The sequence below is a fragment of the Streptococcus sp. HMSC064D12 genome, assembly GCF_001837205.1.
GTDB lineage: Bacteria > Bacillota > Bacilli > Lactobacillales > Streptococcaceae > Streptococcus > Streptococcus salivarius_D.
Genome location: NZ_KV831739.1, coordinates 115,175 through 132,180, shown reverse-complemented (window position 1 = coordinate 132,180; position 17,006 = coordinate 115,175). Strand labels below are relative to the sequence as shown.

Here is a 17,006-nt window from a genome sequence, read left to right as displayed (position 1 = left end):
TTTATTAATAAAAATTTAAATAAACAATAGAAATAACTAGAAAGGACACACACATGTCTAAAGAACTTTCACCTAAATACAATCCAGCCGAGGTTGAGGCTGGTCGTTACCAAAAATGGCTTGATGAGGATGTTTTCAGGCCTTCTGGCGATAAAAAGGCTAAGCCTTATTCAATCGTTATTCCACCACCAAACGTAACTGGTAAACTTCACCTTGGTCACGCTTGGGATACAACTTTGCAAGATATCATTATCCGTCAAAAACGTATGCAAGGTTTCGATACGCTTTGGCTTCCAGGTATGGACCACGCAGGTATTGCCACTCAAGCTAAAGTAGAAGCGCGTTTGGCTGAAGACGGCATCTCCCGTTATGACCTTGGTCGTGAAAAATTCCTTGATAAAGTCTGGGAATGGAAAGACGAGTACGCCTCAACTATCAAGCAACAATGGGGTAAGATGGGTCTTTCTGTAGACTACTCTCGTGAGCGTTTCACACTTGACGAAGGTCTTTCAAAAGCGGTTCGTAAGGTCTTTGTAGAGCTTTACAAAAAAGGCTGGATCTACCGTGGTGAATTTATCATCAACTGGGATCCGAAAGCCCGTACTGCCCTTTCTGATATCGAGGTTATTCACAAGGATGTCGAAGGTGCCTTCTACCACATGAACTACATGTTGGAAGACGGTTCACGTGCCCTTGAAGTAGCAACGACACGTCCTGAGACTATGTTTGGGGATACTGCCGTAGCGGTTAACCCAAATGATGACCGTTACAAAGACTTGATTGGTAAAAATGTTATCTTGCCAATCTTGAATAAACCAATTCCAATCGTTGGAGACGAACACGCAGACCCTGAATTTGGTACTGGTGTGGTTAAAATCACACCTGCCCACGACCCTAATGACTTCTTGGTTGGTCAACGTCATAACTTGCCACAAGTCAACGTTATGAATGATGATGGTACCATGAATGAATTGGCTGACGAATTCAACGGTATGGACCGCTTTGAAGCACGTAAGGCTGTTGTTAAGAAATTGGAAGAAATCGGTGCCCTTGTCGAAATTGAAAAAATGACTCACTCAGTTGGTCACTCAGAGCGTACAGGTGTGCCCGTTGAGCCACGTTTGTCTACCCAATGGTTTGTTAAGATGGATCAATTGGCTAAGAATGCTATCGCAAACCAAGACACAGACGACAAGGTTGATTTCTACCCACCTCGTTTCAACGATACCTTCCTTCAATGGATGGAAAATGTCCATGACTGGGTAATCTCTCGTCAGCTCTGGTGGGGTCACCAAATCCCTGCTTGGTACAATGCTGAGGGTGAAATGTACGTTGGCGAAGAAGCACCAGAAGGTGACGGATGGAAACAAGACGAAGATGTCTTGGATACTTGGTTTAGTTCGGCCCTCTGGCCATTCTCAACTATGGGCTGGCCTGATGTCGACTCAGAAGACTTCAAACGTTACTTCCCAACGTCAACCTTGGTAACAGGTTACGATATCATCTTCTTCTGGGTGTCTCGTATGATCTTCCAATCATTGGAATTCACAGGACGCCAACCATTTAAGAATGTCCTTATCCACGGTCTTATCCGTGACGAGCAAGGGCGTAAGATGTCTAAGTCACTCGGTAACGGTATTGATCCAATGGATGTTATCGAGAAATATGGTGCCGATGCCCTTCGTTGGTTCCTTTCAAACGGTTCTGCACCAGGTCAAGACGTGCGCTTCTCTTACGAGAAAATGGATGCGTCTTGGAACTTCATTAACAAGATTTGGAATATCTCTCGCTATATCCTCATGAACAATGAAGGGTTGACCCTGGATGCGGCGCGTGAAAATGTAGCTAAAGTGGCTGCTGGTCAAGCAGGTAATGTCACAGACCGCTGGATTCTCCACAACCTTAACGAAACTATCGGAAAAGTCACTGAAAACTTTGATAAGTTTGAATTCGGTGTGGCTGGTCACATCCTCTACAACTTCATCTGGGACGAGTTTGCGGACTGGTATGTTGAGTTGACCAAGGAAGTGCTTTATAGCGACAACGAGGACGAAAAAGTCATCACACGTTCTGTTCTTCTTTATACCTTGGATCAAATCTTGCGTCTCCTTCACCCAATCATGCCATTCGTAACCGAAGAAATCTATGGCCAAATCTCTGAAGGAACGATCGTGACTGCTGAATACCCAGTGGTTCGTCCAGAATTTGAAAACGAAGAAGCAGCAGCCGGCGTTGAAGCTCTTAAAGACGTGATTCGCTCAGTACGTAACTCACGTGCAGAAGTGAACGTAGCACCAAGCAAGCCAATCACTATTTTGATTAAGACAAGTGACAGCAAGCTCGATGCCTTCTTCAATGACAACGTCAACTACATCAAACGCTTCACAAACCCAGAACACTTGGAAATTGCAGCAGAAGTAGAAGTACCTGACTTGGTTATGTCAAGCATCATCACAGGTGCAGAAATCTACTTGCCACTCGCTGACCTTCTCAATGTTGAAGAAGAATTGGCTCGTCTTGAAAAAGAATTGGCCAAATGGCAAAAAGAACTCGACATGGTTGGTAAGAAACTTAGCAACGAACGCTTCGTAGCCAATGCCAAACCAGAAGTCGTCCAAAAAGAACGTGACAAACAAGAAGATTACCAAGCCAAGTACGACGCAACCGTAGCACGGATTGATGAGATGAAGAAACTCGTTAAATAAACATAGATACACGGCGGAATGCCGTGTTTTTTTGGTATAATGAAATCAAATATACATTAAAAGAGGGATGAAGTTATGCCTTATGAAGTAGGCGGGAGAGCGGATAAACAAGGTAATAAATATGAATTTAATTGGATTGTTTTAAAATTTATTGACATTATCTCAGAAAAAATTGATGCTATAAAAATTGAACCAATTGGTCCTGAAGCTGATTGTGTAGATATTTTAGTAAGATATAGAAATGGGAATACAGAGGCACAGCAATGCAAAGGAAGAAATGCTAGTAAAGAAAATTGGTCTCTTGCAGATTTAAATCAAAAAGGAATTCTTAATAGTTGGAGAAGACATTTAGAAAGAGACCCAAAAGTAAAGGTTGCACTAGTTAGTCCACTGCCGTTTACAAGTTTCTCAGATTTGATTTATAGGGCTAAAACTAATGATGATGTTCGGTATTTTATTGAATATCAAGTTGAAACATCTTCAGTAATTAGCAACCTATTGAATAATTATATTAATTATCTAGGATTTTCTAAGGAAAATGATATTCCAAAAATTATAAATTTTTTAAGTAGAACGGTGATTAGACAAGAGCCATCTCCAGAAAATGAAGAATTTATAAAAGATATGATAAGTCAATATTTTATTGGGGATGCTACAAGCATAAAGTCAAAATTCATTAATTTAATTTTTAATGGAGAAATTTATGGAAGATGGTTTTCATTTAAGGATTTAGAGAAATTTATTAAAAATGAGAAAATTGAATTCAGAAATTTAGCACGTGATGATAGGATAATTCCTAGAATACATATTTTAAATGATGAGTATAAAAATAGCTTTAAAACATTGGATTCGGGTCTAAAAATTCGCACACAATTTGATGAATGTAAGAAATATATTCAAGAAGGAAAGTCAATTATCATTCACGGGAAAGCTGGGAATGGTAAAAGTGGTTTAACAGAAAATATTATTGATTGGTGTAATAAAAGTAATATTTTACACTTAGATTTAAAACTAGATTGTTATATTCCTGAGGGTACAGCACAAGAATGGGGGGAGAAGTTAGGATTTCCTGCTAGCATAAGTTATTGTTTGAACGCTTTTTCTAAAGAGGATAATACTGTTCTCATATTAGATCAACTAGATGCATTAAGATGGACAGCAAAAAATTCTAAAAGTTCACTTGCGACTTGTTTGGAGTTGATTCGAGAGATACGGAACCTTAATTCGGAAAGAGAAAATAAAATCTCAATTATTTTTGTTTGCAGAACTTATGATTTAGAAAATGATAACGGAATTAAGGCGTTATTTGAAAATAAATCGAAAGATGATACTGAATCTTGGCATAAAGTTGAAGTTAATGAATTATTGGAAAATGAGGTTGAGGAAATTTTAGGAAGTAAATACCATAGCTTTCCAAATAAATTAAAACAGTTACTAAGAACTCCCAGCAATCTCTACATATGGGAACAAATTAATAATAAAGAGGAGTACTATCAAATAACAAGTACATATAATCTAGTAGATAAATGGTGGAGAGATTTATCAGAGAAGTGTCACGATGCTAGCCTCATTGAAGATAATCTGAGTGATTTAAAAGAAAAATTTGTAAAACTATTTACGGATACAGGTGAAACTGTATTTAGCAAGAGAAGACTACCGGGTAATGAGAGGGCTTTGCGTTATCTAACTAGTCAAGGGATGTTAACAGAACATTCCAACAAAGTTTCTTTTGTTCATCAGTCATTCCTAGATTGTTTTGTTGCAGAGCGAATGATTCTTGATTACTATACTAATTCTGATGTAAACGACATTCTTGGAAATAAAACACAACAGAATCCAACAAGACGATATCAATTTCAGATTTTTCTTCAATCATTGTTAGAGGAATCAGAAAAAGATTTTTTAAATTTTGGAACTAGATTAATAAAGAGTGATAATGTCAGGTTTAATTTCAAATATGTTTTCTTTGAAATCTTAGGAAGTATTCAAGAACCGTCTCAAAAGATTTTAAATTATATAGCAGAGCTGATTCAAGAAACAGAGTATAGAAATCATTTGTGTCAAACAGTAATTAGTGGTCGTCCAGCATATGTTAATTTTTTAATAAAAAAGAATGTGTTGCAACAATTTTTAGATATCAATAAATCATTAGTAATTAATTTATTAAGTAGTATTTCTCCAGAATATACAACTGAAACAACTCAATTTATAAAGGATTCTATAGAAAATTCTACCGATAAGAGCGAATGGCGTAGTTGTTTTTTTAGTGACTATAATAATGACTCTGAATACTTTTTTTATCTAAGATTACAATATTGGAGTGATTTTATTGGAAATATAGAATTCTATGATAATTACTATAAAAATCTGAATTATTATAAAATTAAAATGATTTGCTTATTACTTGACAAATTTCAAGACTCTGAGAATAGTAATAGATTTTATAGTGAATCAACGGAATTCGATGAAGAGTCCCATAATTACATAGATAAAAATTGTATACAAATCGTCCAAGTATTATTGCCTTATCTTAAAAGATATTCCGAGAATAATTCTACTAAATATAATATAGCTTTGAAAGAACGCGATAGCTTACAAAGATATTACCTTCATTTGTTAAATGAAGCAAATAAATGTCTAATTTCGAAACATCCTGAGATATTTTGGAAAACTTATAGTAATTATATGGGAAAGGGTGACTATCTCTACAATGAAGTTATTTTAGATGCAATGTATTACTTGTCCTCAAATCATTTTGATATTTGTATTGAATATTTGCTGGCTGATTTTGATAAAACACTCTTTGAAAAATCTCAAGGCCATTCAAGTAAATTATTTTTAGCCAAACGATTGATTTCAAAAGTTTCACAGAGCTGTTCGTTAGAAATGTATAATAAACTTGAAGAACAAATTATTCATTATGTTTCACCTGAGGCTAAACAAAGACTAGCAAGAAGAATTGAAAGAAATAAATCTCAAGATGATTACAGGGTTTATTGGCCATTTTGGGGAAGTTTACAATATGAATTACTATCAGTTTTACCGAAAGAAAGGATAAGTAAAGAAGCTATCGAATTATTAAAGGTATTAGAACGATCTAATAGTTTTTCTGATTCTTTTTATGACTCACATTGTGGAAGTGTAGTTTCTCCATTACAAGGTAAGAATATTTCTGCTAAATCTTGGAGAAATATTCTCATCAGCCCAAAAGGTGAGACAAAATGTAGATGGAATAGTGAGAGAAACATATTTATTGAGTCTTCTCCTAGAGAATTGGCTACTGATTTTAGAAGTACTGTTTCTAAAAATCCTAAAGAGTACGTTTCTTTATTTTTAAACTTATCGTCTAATCATAAAATCAATGAACATTATATAGATGGTCTACTGGGGGGGATTGTAGACTTAGAAAAAATTCCAGATACTGTTTTAAGTGATCTTGAATTCATACTATTAAATTTTGTAAATGAAAATAATTGGGAGAATCTTTATTATTTTTTCCGAGTCATAGAGAAACACGCAAACATAGAATGGTCCGAGAAAGTTTTGAAAAGGCTTAATTATTATCTTAAGAAAACTGATTTAGATGCTCTTGATAAATTTAACGAGAATCAAACTATGGAAAATTATTTACAACAGTCATACTCAACTTTAAGAGGTCATGGAATACATGCTTTAACAAAACTAATAGAAAATTCACCAACAAACATTTCGTACTTCAAAAATACTATCATTTCACTTGCTAATGATAAGACCGATCACATACGCTTAAATGCTATTTTTCTTCTGTATATAATTTTGGATTTAGATAAGGATTTTGCTAGAGAGTTATTTAGAGGGATTTTTACGGATGAAAAGATGTTAGCTCATTGGCATAGTAACTACATTTTGTATAGACTATACGAAGATGAGAAAGAACAAATTCAATGTCTATTGCAGTTAGCTTTTGATTCAAAAGATACATTACTTGTAAAAAATGCTTCATGCCTGATTACAGAAATTTACTTAAATAAAGGAGATATGGAATCAACTGTATATAGTGGAAGTGGACTTCAAGTAGAAAGTATTTGTCAGATGGCTATTAAGTATTTAAAGGTAAAGAACCATGAAGACAAATCAAAGAAGATTATACTGAATTATTTAGGTAAGAATGTTACAAATTTAGAAAAAATTTTACCACAACTATTCAGGGATGATTTATTAGATATTAAAGAAGATAAGGATTTAATATTTAATCTACTAACTTCTGAATATAGAGATAAATTATATTATTATTTTTTAGAATCTCTTGAAAAACAAGAATCAATTTCAGAATATGAAAACATCATTTTTGAAACAGTATGCAATATTGTGAGTAAAACTAATAAATTGAAATTAGAACCATATTATTATAGACGAATAGAAGAATATCTTTCTAGATTGATGATGCAACTTTACGATAAACATATGGGGGACGATATTGCTGATAGGTGTTTAGATATTATTGATCAAATGTTTGAAAATGAGTTTGGTAGCTCACGAACTCTGATTGAAGAATTGATGAATAAATAAAAAATGCTGAATCTCTGTTCTCAATGAATTATTCATGTTATACTAGAAAAGTCAATATTTTAGAAAGTAGGTTACTACATGACAAATTCTGTAAGTTCGAACCGACCTGAGAAGTACAACATTGTAGTTTCTTTCTCAGATGTTGAAAAATAGAGTTATAGTTTGAACAAACCAATGAATATGATAGGTATGGTTGTCAGTCTGATTGTTTAAATGATTCAAATTTATATTTTGCTAATCGTGGGACCTTATCCGCCTCTATGTATGTGGTGACATAAGAATTTTTTATGACAACTTCTTTGAATAGTCTCTTATTTTGAAAAAATAGAATTTTTTGGGCTGTAAAATGAAATTGTGATTAAGATAAATATTTGACTATTTTTTACAAGCCCAACTTTCAGTGTTGAGCTTGTTTTTTCATATTCAAAAAGGTTCGTATAGGGCTCTTAATTTTTCAAAAGAATTTACTGAAAACTCTTGAAATTCAAGAAAAAAGGAGTAGACTAATAGGTGATTAAACCTAGGAGGCAAGTCGTGAAATACTACGTTCAATTCATGTTGATTTGTTTGTTTGCTGTTATTGGTGAAGCTATTTCAACATTTTTCAAATTACCTATTCCTGGAAGCATTATTGGCCTATTCTTGCTTCTTATTGCTCTTCAGCTTAAGTGGATTCGTCTACGTCATATTCATGCAGTAGCAGAGTTTTTGATTGCCAATATGACTATTCTATTTTTGCCAGCAGGTGTCGGTATTATGGAACGATGGAATGCTATTTCAGCTAATATTGTCCCTATTATTTTGATTATTATGGGAGCCTTGGTTCTTAATATTGTAGTGATTGCAGTAGTTGTCGGTTTCATCAAAAAACATTTTGAAGGTGATTACGAGGAGGTTAAACGTGGCTAATTTTTTTAATACACCCTTGTTTGGGCTAACACTTTCTGTACTAGCTTACACAATAGGGCTTTTGATTTATCGCCGTTTTCCTAATCCTTTGACAACGCCTCTCCTTGTATCGACTGCCTTGATTATCGTCATTTTGCATTATACAGGTATTTCCTACAAGGATTACTATGTAGGTGGTTCTTATCTTAACAGTTTGATTATACCTTCAACAGTTGCGCTAGCAGTTCCTTTTTATAAAAATCTACACCTCATGCGCCATCACTATAAGAGTATTCTAATTGGATCAACGGTTGCCTGTGTTCTAAATACGAGTTATACGGCCTTGATTGCTAAGCTTTTTGGGATGGATTATTTCTTAGCCATTTCTCTCTTTCCTAAGTCTGTAACAACTGCCATGGCTGTAGGGATTTCGGAAAAAATGCAGGGGATTACGACAGTAACCTTGGTTGTCGTTGTTATTACGGGTATTTTAACCTCTGTCTTGGGTCCTGTCTTCTTAAAAATGATTGGCATTAAAGATCCAGTTGCTATCGGACTTTCACTCGGAGGAACTGGACACGCCGTAGGTACCGGAGCTGCCTTCAGATATGGTCAGGTTGCAGGTGCCATGGGTGGTCTTTCAATTGCTGTAACAGGGATTCTATATGTCTTTATTAGTCCTATTGTGGCAAGTTTGATTCTGAAATAAAAAATTAAGGTTTGGATAGGTTTTCCAAGCCTTTTTAGCTGTGAAAAACAAGCAAAATCTGACCTTTTATGTTATAATTAAAGTTATGAATTATGGAGATTATATCTGGGATTTGGGTGGTACCTTGTTGGATAATTACCAGGTATCAACCCAAGCCTTTCTAGCAACTTTAGAACAATTTGAGCGTACAGCAGAACCTCAAGCAGTCTATGATGCCCTTAAGGTATCAACGAGCACTGCCATTGCTATGTTTGCGCCTGATATAGCTGATTTTCGAACCCTATATAAGCAAGAGGAAGCCAAGCATTTACAGGAACCTGTTCTTTTTGAAGGTGCTAAGGCTGTCCTAGCTAAGATTGTGGCTGAGGGTGGGCGTAATTTTTTGGTTAGCCACCGTAATCACTTGGTGCTAGAAATCCTTGGCAAAGCAGAAATTGCCTCTTATTTTACAGAGGTTGTAACTTCTGAAAGTGGCTTTGCTAGAAAGCCGAGTCCAGATAGTTTCCTTTATTTAATTAAAAAATACGATATTAAACACGGCTTGGTCATTGGTGACCGCCAGATAGATATAGAGGCAGGAAAAGCAGCGGGTCTGGATACCTTGCTTGTTGACGGCCATAAATCATTATTGGAGATTGTGACATAAATGACTGATGAATTAAAAAATCTTGAAGAAAAAGCGCAAGAATATGATGCCAGCCAGATTCAAGTCCTAGAGGGTCTTGAAGCGGTACGTATGCGCCCAGGTATGTATATTGGATCAACCTCAAAAGAAGGGTTGCATCATTTGGTATGGGAGATTGTCGATAACTCAATCGATGAGGCCTTGGCTGGTTTCGCCACTCATATTCAGGTCTTTATTGAGCCGGACAATTCTATCACGGTTGTCGATGATGGTCGTGGTATTCCAGTCGATATCCAAGAAAAAACTGGTCGTCCTGCAGTTGAAACTGTCTTTACGGTACTTCACGCTGGTGGTAAATTCGGCGGAGGCGGTTATAAGGTCTCTGGTGGATTGCACGGGGTTGGTTCTTCGGTCGTTAATGCTCTCTCAACACAACTTGATGTTAAGGTTTATAAAAATGGCCATATCCACTTCCAAGAGTATAAACGTGGGGTCGTGGTAGCAGATTTAGCAGTAATTGGTGAAACAGAGAAACATGGTACGACTGTTCACTTTACGCCAGACCCAGAGATTTTCCAAGAGACAACCGAGTTTGATTTTGGAAAATTGGCTAAACGTATCCAAGAGCTAGCCTTTTTGAACAAGGGGCTCCGTATCTCTATCACAGATAAGCGTGAAGGTCTCGAACAAGAGAAACATTATCACTACGAAGGTGGTATCACATCTTATGTGAAGTACATCAATGAAAACAAGGATGTTATCTTTGATGAACCTATCTACACTGATGGTGAAATGGATGGTATTTCGGTTGAAGTTGCTATGCAATACACGACTGGCTATCATGAAACGGTGATGAGTTTTGCCAACAACATTCACACCCATGAAGGTGGTACCCACGAACAAGGTTTCCGTACAGCCCTAACGCGTGTCATTAATGACTATGCGCGTCAGAATAAGATTCTCAAAGAAAAAGATGATAATTTGACTGGGGATGATGTTCGTGAAGGATTGACTGCTATCATTTCTGTCAAGCATCCAAACCCACAGTTTGAAGGTCAAACCAAGACCAAGCTCGGAAACTCTGAAGTGGTTAAGATTACCAATCGCCTCTTCAGTGAGGCTCTGAGTCGCTTCCTTTTGGAAAATCCTGCCATCGCTAAGAAGATTGTTGAAAAAGGAATTTTGGCTTCTAAGGCTCGTATCGCCGCTAAGCGTGCCCGTGAAGTGACACGTAAGAAGTCAGGTCTTGAAATTTCTAACCTTCCAGGGAAGTTGGCAGACTGTTCATCAAATAATGCCGAAATGAACGAGCTTTTCATTGTCGAAGGGGACTCAGCCGGTGGTTCTGCTAAATCAGGTCGTAACCGTGAATTCCAAGCTATTCTGCCAATTCGAGGTAAGATTTTGAACGTTGAAAAGGCTAGCATGGATAAGATTCTAGCCAATGAAGAAATTCGTTCTCTCTTCACAGCTATGGGAACAGGTTTTGGAGCTGAATTCGATGTCAGCAAGGCACGTTACCACAAGTTGGTAATTATGACCGATGCCGATGTCGATGGGGCTCACATCCGTACCCTGCTTCTGACTTTGATTTACCGCTTTATGCGTCCAGTCTTGGAATCAGGTTATGTCTACATTGCACAACCACCAATTTATGGGGTTAAGGTTGGTTCTGAGATTAAAGAATATATCCAACCTGGTGCAGATCAAGAAGACAAATTGCGTGCTGCACTTGAAAAGTATAGTGTGGGACGTTCAAAACCTACGGTACAACGTTATAAAGGTTTGGGTGAAATGGATGACCACCAACTTTGGGAAACTACCATGGACCCTGAAAATCGTTTGATGGCACGTGTTTCTGTGGACGATGCTGCGGAGGCAGATAAGATTTTCGATATGCTGATGGGAGACAAGGTTGAACCTCGCCGCGAATTTATCGAAGAAAATGCCGTTTACAGTACTCTAGATATCTAATATTCTTTTAAAAAAGGATGCAATGCTAGGATAACTATGATATAATCGTAATGTTATTCTACATTTATGAACATAATAGACGATTAAGGAGAAACTATGTCTAGCGGAATTGTTTTACTGATTGTAGTGGTAGTTATACTCGTAATTATCGCTTACTTAATCGGTATTCTTATTAGAAAACGAAATGATTCGCGGATTGCAGAGCTTGAAGAGCGCAAGCAAAGCTTGTTTGACTTGCCAGTTAATGAAGAAATTGAAGAAGTCAAAAAGCTTCACTTGATTGGACAAAGTCAAACAACCTTCCGTGAATGGAATCAGAAATGGGTAGATATCTCAACAAACTCATTTACAGATATTGAGAATCATATTTTCGAAGCTGAAAATATGAATGATACTTTCCATTTCTTCAAGGCTAGTGGTGAAATCAATAACATTGAGAGTCAGTTGGATCTTGTGGAAGAAGACATCAAGTCTATTCGCGAAGCGCTCTCAACCTTGAAAGAACAAGAAGAAAAGAACAGTGCTCGCGTTAAGCATGCATTAGACTTGTACGAAGAGTTGCAAAACTCAATCGAGGAAAACTCTGATAATTTCGGTTCTACCATGACCGAAATCAATAAACAGCTTAAAAACATTGAAGCTGAGTTTGCAGAATTCGTGACGCTTAACTCATCAGGTGACCCTATTGAGGCATCAAGTATTTTGGATCGTGCAGAAGAACACACTATTGCATTGGGTCAAATTTCAGAGAAGATTCCTGCGATTGTAGCTAAGTTGGAAGATGATTTCCCAGATCAGTTAGATGATTTGGAATCTGGCTATCGCAAGTTGATTGAGCAAAATTATCACTTCCCTGAAAAAAATATCGAACGTCGCTTCCAAGAAATTCGTGAAGCTATCCGTTCTAACTCAAGTGAATTGGTTTCTCTTGATTTGGACCGTGCGGAAGAAGAAAACGTTGAGATTCAAGATAAAATTAACAACTTGTATAGTATTTTCGAACGTGAAATTGCCTCATACAAGGTTGTTATGCGTCATAAGAAAATCTTGCCAGACTATCTTAAACACGCTAAAGAAAACAACAAGAAACTTCAAGAAGAGCTTGAGCGTCTCATGTTGACTTATATCTTCGATGAAACTTATGCAGCAGATGTTCGTAGCTTTGCATCTGATATTTCAGGTGTGGAGACAGCTGTTCTTCCAACTCTTGAAAACTTTGAAACTCAGGTGAAACCTTTCTCAGAACTTGAAAAGATCTTTGAAAAGAGTCTCAATACCTTGTCTGCTGTTGAAAATGGTCAGGTTGAGGTCTTTGAAAATCTTCAGGCTATTGAGAAAAACGAAGCTAAGGCACGTGAAGAGCTTGATATTTATGTTAATAAATTGCATGTTATCAAGCGTTACATGGAAAAACGTAACCTGCCAGGTATTCCTCAATCCTTCTTGAGTGTCTTCTTCTCAACAAGTGCTCAAATTGAGGCACTTATGGATGAACTCAGCCGTGGACGTATCAATATCGATGCGGTAATGCGTTTGACAGAAACATCTAAAAATTCCATTGATCATTTGGAAGAGACTGCCTACTTGGTTGTTCAAAATGCAACCTTGACTGAGCAACTCTTGCAATACTCAAACCGCTACCGTTCATTTGAACCTGCTGTTCAAAGCAGCTTTGAGCATGCGCTTAAGTTGTTTGAAGTTGATCATGATTATGATGCATCTTTGGAAGAAATCTCTTATGCCTTGGAAACAGTTGAACCAGGTGTGACAGATCGTTTTGTATCATCTTACGAGAAGACACGCGAACAAATTCGTATGTAAGAGAAAGATTCTGGACTAGGGTCCAGAATTTTTTGTAAGGTCCGTTTTTCATTTCATATTAAAATTAAATCTAGTGAAGGCTTAGATAGGCATCAAAGAATCGAGGTAATTATGTCAGAAGTTAAAGGTTTATTAGTTATGGACGTAGATTCAACGCTAGTCCAAGAAGAAGTTATCGATTTATTGGGAGAAGAAGCAGGCGTTGGTCAAGAAGTTGCTGAAATCACAGAGCGTGCCATGCGTGGAGAATTGGATTTTAGACAGGCCTTAAATGAGCGTGTAGCGACCCTCAAGGGATTGCCAGAGAGTATATTTGATAAGGTCTATGCTCGTATTCATTTCAACAAAGGAGCCAAGAAACTTGTGGATGAACTTCACGCCCGTGGCTTTAAGGTAGGCTTGGTTTCTGGAGGCTTCCATGAGACTGTGGATAGACTAGCAGCTGAAGCAGGAATCGATTATGTCAAGGCTAATCACCTAGAGGTGGTTGATGGTGTCTTAACTGGTAAGGTTTATGGTGAGATTGTTACCAAAGATGTCAAGGTAGCCAAACTCAAAGATTGGGCAGCAGAAAATGGTCTCGAACTCTCGCAAACCATTGCAATGGGTGACGGTGCCAATGATTTACCTATGATTAAGACAGCTGGTATTGGTATCGCCTTTTGTGCCAAACCAATTGTTCGTGAACAAGCTCCCTACCAAATCACAGAACCAGATTTGTATAAGGTAATTAAGATTTTGGATGAGGTCAAGAAATAGTAGATATATAAATAGTCCTTTGGATGATTCCAAAGGACTATTTGTATAACAAAAAAAGCACCGATTCGGTGCCACTTTCTCAAGTTGAATACGGACTAAGCCTTATTTTAACTTTGCTGTATTGTTTCGAATGGTTTCACCCTCTCTTTGTAACGATTTTTGGTTGACTTCTCCTCAAACTCATCCTATCATAGAGGAGTCTAGTATTGAAATGGGGGAAGAGACATGTTATACGAATATCCAGCGATTTTTCACACGATTGAGGAAGGTTATCAAATTAGTTTTCCTGACTTTGGTCGTAGCATTAGGGCAGATTCTTTGCCTCTTGCCATGACGAAAGCATCTGTGTTTTTATCACATATTATTAAAGGGTATGAAGATAAGCCTTTACCTGAGCCGACTGCGGTTAGCAGTATTCCTAATGAGGAAGAACTCGTCGTGTTGATTCAAACAGAGCTTGATTAAGACTAAAAAACTCTCGGAAGATTAATTCCCGAGAGTTTTAGGTTTTATTGGCTACATAGACGCCCAGGACGACTAAAATGCCTGCAAAAATTTGTAGCTGCGAGAAGGGTTCTCCTAAGACGACAACAGCAGCTAGAATTGAGATAATGGTCGAAATCCCAATAAAGGATGCTGTTCGGTTGACCCCGATATTTGCGATGGCAAAATTTGAAAGCAGATAGCCCAGAACACTGCATCCCAAGCCTTGATAAATGATAGTGATAGTGAATTTTGGATTGCTCACAGGGAGAAGCAAGAGCTCTTTCAAATCACCTGCTAGAAAGCCTTGGCTGAGTGCAAAGAGTCCAAATGTCAGACAACCACTGGCAAGCATAAAGTAGGTAATCTCAAGGCTACTGAATTGACTGGCTCTTTCGACATCAACGCAATAGAGGGCGTAGGAGACAACTGCTAGACCTAGAATCAAGTAGCCCACAAGGGAGAAGTGGGTAGAACCGCCAGCAGCAAAGACAGCTATGATGATACCGATGAGGGTTGTGATGACACCGACCACCTGCCAACGGCTGGGCCATTCTTTTAAAATAAGGCTAGACATGATAAGGGCAACGACTGGGATGCAGGCAAGAAAGGCTCCACTTTCAGAAGCCGTCGTCATACGAATGCCAATGGTTTCACAGATAAAATAGATTATCGGATTGAGGATGGCAATACGTGTCAGGGGTTTAAGATTTCTACCGTTCATGTTTATCCGACGTCGACTGATGAGAAAATAGAGGTTGATAAAAAGGAAGGCTGTGACAAAGCGCCAAGAGATTAAAGCCAGGTCACTGACCTGTGCTGTAATAGATTTAGTAAAGATAAAACTGAGACCAAAGAGAATTTCACAAGTCGCTGCAGCCAGACATCCCAAGATGATTTTATTTTTCATTGTCTCACCTCCTGAATTTGGATTTCCACGCCTATTATAGCACTTTCAGGAAGCGTTTACATCAATCTAAATCTAAAAAATAGACTAGCAGAAGAGCTAGCCTTTTTTATCTTATTTAGTTACCAATTGAGACAGTTCCGTCTGATCCAACTTTGACATTTGTACCGTCTTGGCTATTAACTTCGACTGAGCCGTCTTGACCAACTGTTGCGCTGTTACCTTCGCTATCGTTGGCTTCGACAGTATTATTGCCGTTTGTTTTTGCTGAGTTACCGTTTCCGTCGCTGACCTCAGTTGATCCGTCTTTGTTGACTTTTACTGAAGCACTTGAATCAGTTGAAGAAGATTCTTTGGTCACCTTGCTTGATGATGTTGTTGAAGATGACGAGTCAGTTTTGTCTTTAGAGTTGCCACATGCTGCTAAGGTCAACAAGGCAAGAACTGAGACAGAGGCTAAAGTTAATTTAGAAAATGTTTTCATAATAGTCTCCCTTTTTCCTTAGTAAATTCATTTTAAATGAAAAAATGAAATTTTAAAAGCGCTTCCAGTTATTTTTAATCAACTGTAATCCCTCGGTAATATCCGTGTTGTACAAGGCTAATCTATTGGAAAATAAGAGCTACAAGCCTTTACGCTTTTTCTTCTTTTGATAGATATTTCAAAGCGTTCAGCTCGGTACTTAGGCCTCTCTTTGTTATAATAATAAAAAATAGATTGAGGTGACATGATGTATCAAACAACAATTAAAGGTGACAAACGTTTCCATTCGCTTTCAGAGGGTTACGGAGCACCTGTAGAACTTTTTGGCTATACGGAAGATGGGGAAACACCGATGAGCTTGGTGAATATTGCCTTGGCTTCCTGTGTGACCATGTGTCTACAGAGCTATTTTGCCAAGTATCAGGGAATCGAGGAGCTTGCTATTCAGGTTGATTCCAACTATGAAGAAGGGCAGTTCACCCTTGCCATTCATTTACCTGAGGATCTGATTTTGGAAAATGAGCAAGAACTCTTGGCTTTTGTGGATAATTTTTGCCGAGTGAAGAAGCTCTTTCGTGAAGATATTCAGGTTGATATTAGCTTAGCCAAATAAGCTTACTATCCTTTATGAACTTCGTGTTATACTAGTAGATAAAGACGTGTCATTTCACTAGCTGTGGAATGAGCAACAATAGGAGGGCTTGCTATGCAAGACAAACTACATGAAATCCGAGTGTTTGAGAATTTTCAAGAAGAACTATTTGAAACGGGCCATGTCATCGTGACAACTATGGTAGTCGAGAAGTCCCTGAATTATTTTGGTAATGCTCACGGAGGCTATTTGTTTACGCTTTGTGATCAGGTCGCAGGGCTCGTAGCCATTTCAACAGGTGACTATGCGGTGACGCTTCAGTCTAATATCAATTATCTCAAGGCAGGGCATTTGTCTGACCAACTCAAGATTGAAGGTCTGTGTGTTCATAATGGTAAGACGACTAAGGTGGTGGAAGTTGTCATTACTAATCAGGAAGAGAAAATCCTTACAAGGGCTACATTTACCATGTATGTGACAGGCTCGGTCGAGGAATAGAAAAGGAGCGTTT

Annotated in this window: 13 protein-coding genes; 11 read left to right on the top strand and 2 right to left on the bottom strand. The window is 37.7% G+C overall.

Annotated elements, in window-relative coordinates:
- The first annotated feature begins 53 nt into the window (after positions 1 to 53).
- The 9 genes from HMPREF2697_RS05410 to HMPREF2697_RS05370 all read left to right on the top strand — a co-directional run bounded on the left by HMPREF2697_RS05410 (position 54) and on the right by HMPREF2697_RS05370 (position 14,494).
- A complete protein-coding gene (locus HMPREF2697_RS05410; protein ID WP_070849887.1) occupies positions 54 to 2,705 on the top strand; it encodes a valine--tRNA ligase in 2,652 nt (883 codons plus the stop codon).
- Positions 2,706 to 2,780: 75 nt separating this feature from the next.
- Complete coding sequence (locus HMPREF2697_RS05405) at positions 2,781 to 7,253, top strand: NACHT domain-containing protein (protein ID WP_045772191.1); 4,473 nt, start codon at positions 2,781 to 2,783, stop codon at positions 7,251 to 7,253.
- A 534-nt stretch (positions 7,254 to 7,787) separates the two neighbouring features.
- Positions 7,788 to 8,162, top strand: a complete 375-nt coding sequence (locus HMPREF2697_RS05400; RefSeq protein WP_002884266.1) for a CidA/LrgA family protein — start codon at positions 7,788 to 7,790, stop codon at positions 8,160 to 8,162.
- On the top strand, positions 8,155 to 8,850 hold the full coding sequence (locus tag HMPREF2697_RS05395; protein ID WP_002886784.1) for an LrgB family protein: 696 nt from the start codon (positions 8,155 to 8,157) through the stop codon (positions 8,848 to 8,850). Before HMPREF2697_RS05400 ends, HMPREF2697_RS05395 begins: the two co-directional genes overlap by 8 nt.
- 85 nt (positions 8,851 to 8,935) lie before the next feature.
- Complete coding sequence (locus HMPREF2697_RS05390; protein ID WP_070849885.1) at positions 8,936 to 9,496, top strand: HAD-IA family hydrolase; 561 nt, start codon at positions 8,936 to 8,938, stop codon at positions 9,494 to 9,496.
- Entirely contained in the window at positions 9,497 to 11,449 is a 1,953-nt protein-coding gene (gyrB, locus tag HMPREF2697_RS05385; protein ID WP_002886787.1) for a DNA topoisomerase (ATP-hydrolyzing) subunit B, read from the top strand.
- Positions 11,450 to 11,545: 96 nt separating this feature from the next.
- Positions 11,546 to 13,270: a septation ring formation regulator EzrA gene (gene ezrA / locus HMPREF2697_RS05380; protein ID WP_070849883.1), complete on the top strand. Its 1,725-nt coding sequence runs from the start codon at positions 11,546 to 11,548 to the stop codon at positions 13,268 to 13,270.
- A 111-nt stretch (positions 13,271 to 13,381) separates the two neighbouring features.
- Positions 13,382 to 14,029, top strand: coding sequence for a phosphoserine phosphatase SerB (gene serB / locus HMPREF2697_RS05375; protein WP_070849881.1), 648 nt, complete (start codon positions 13,382 to 13,384; stop codon positions 14,027 to 14,029).
- Positions 14,030 to 14,254: 225 nt separating this feature from the next.
- Entirely contained in the window at positions 14,255 to 14,494 is a 240-nt protein-coding gene (locus HMPREF2697_RS05370) for a hypothetical protein (RefSeq protein ID WP_013990186.1), read from the top strand.
- A gap of 37 nt (positions 14,495 to 14,531) precedes the next feature.
- Here HMPREF2697_RS05370 and HMPREF2697_RS05365 read toward each other — a convergent pair whose 3' ends face one another.
- A complete protein-coding gene (locus HMPREF2697_RS05365) occupies positions 14,532 to 15,422 on the bottom strand; it encodes a DMT family transporter (RefSeq protein ID WP_045768491.1) in 891 nt (296 codons plus the stop codon).
- A gap of 115 nt (positions 15,423 to 15,537) precedes the next feature.
- Positions 15,538 to 15,903 carry a hypothetical protein gene (locus tag HMPREF2697_RS05360; RefSeq protein WP_013990188.1) on the bottom strand — a complete coding sequence of 122 codons (366 nt, stop codon included), beginning with the start codon at positions 15,901 to 15,903 and terminating at the stop codon, positions 15,538 to 15,540.
- Between the two features lie 247 nt (positions 15,904 to 16,150).
- Here HMPREF2697_RS05360 and HMPREF2697_RS05355 point away from each other — a divergent pair, with 247 nt between their 5' ends.
- Together HMPREF2697_RS05355 and HMPREF2697_RS05350 are read left to right on the top strand one after the other, a co-directional pair.
- Entirely contained in the window at positions 16,151 to 16,516 is a 366-nt protein-coding gene (locus HMPREF2697_RS05355) for an OsmC family protein (protein WP_002886792.1), read from the top strand.
- A 93-nt stretch (positions 16,517 to 16,609) separates the two neighbouring features.
- On the top strand, positions 16,610 to 16,993 hold the full coding sequence (locus tag HMPREF2697_RS05350) for a PaaI family thioesterase (protein WP_002886793.1): 384 nt from the start codon (positions 16,610 to 16,612) through the stop codon (positions 16,991 to 16,993).
- The last annotated feature ends 13 nt before the right edge of the window (positions 16,994 to 17,006 follow it).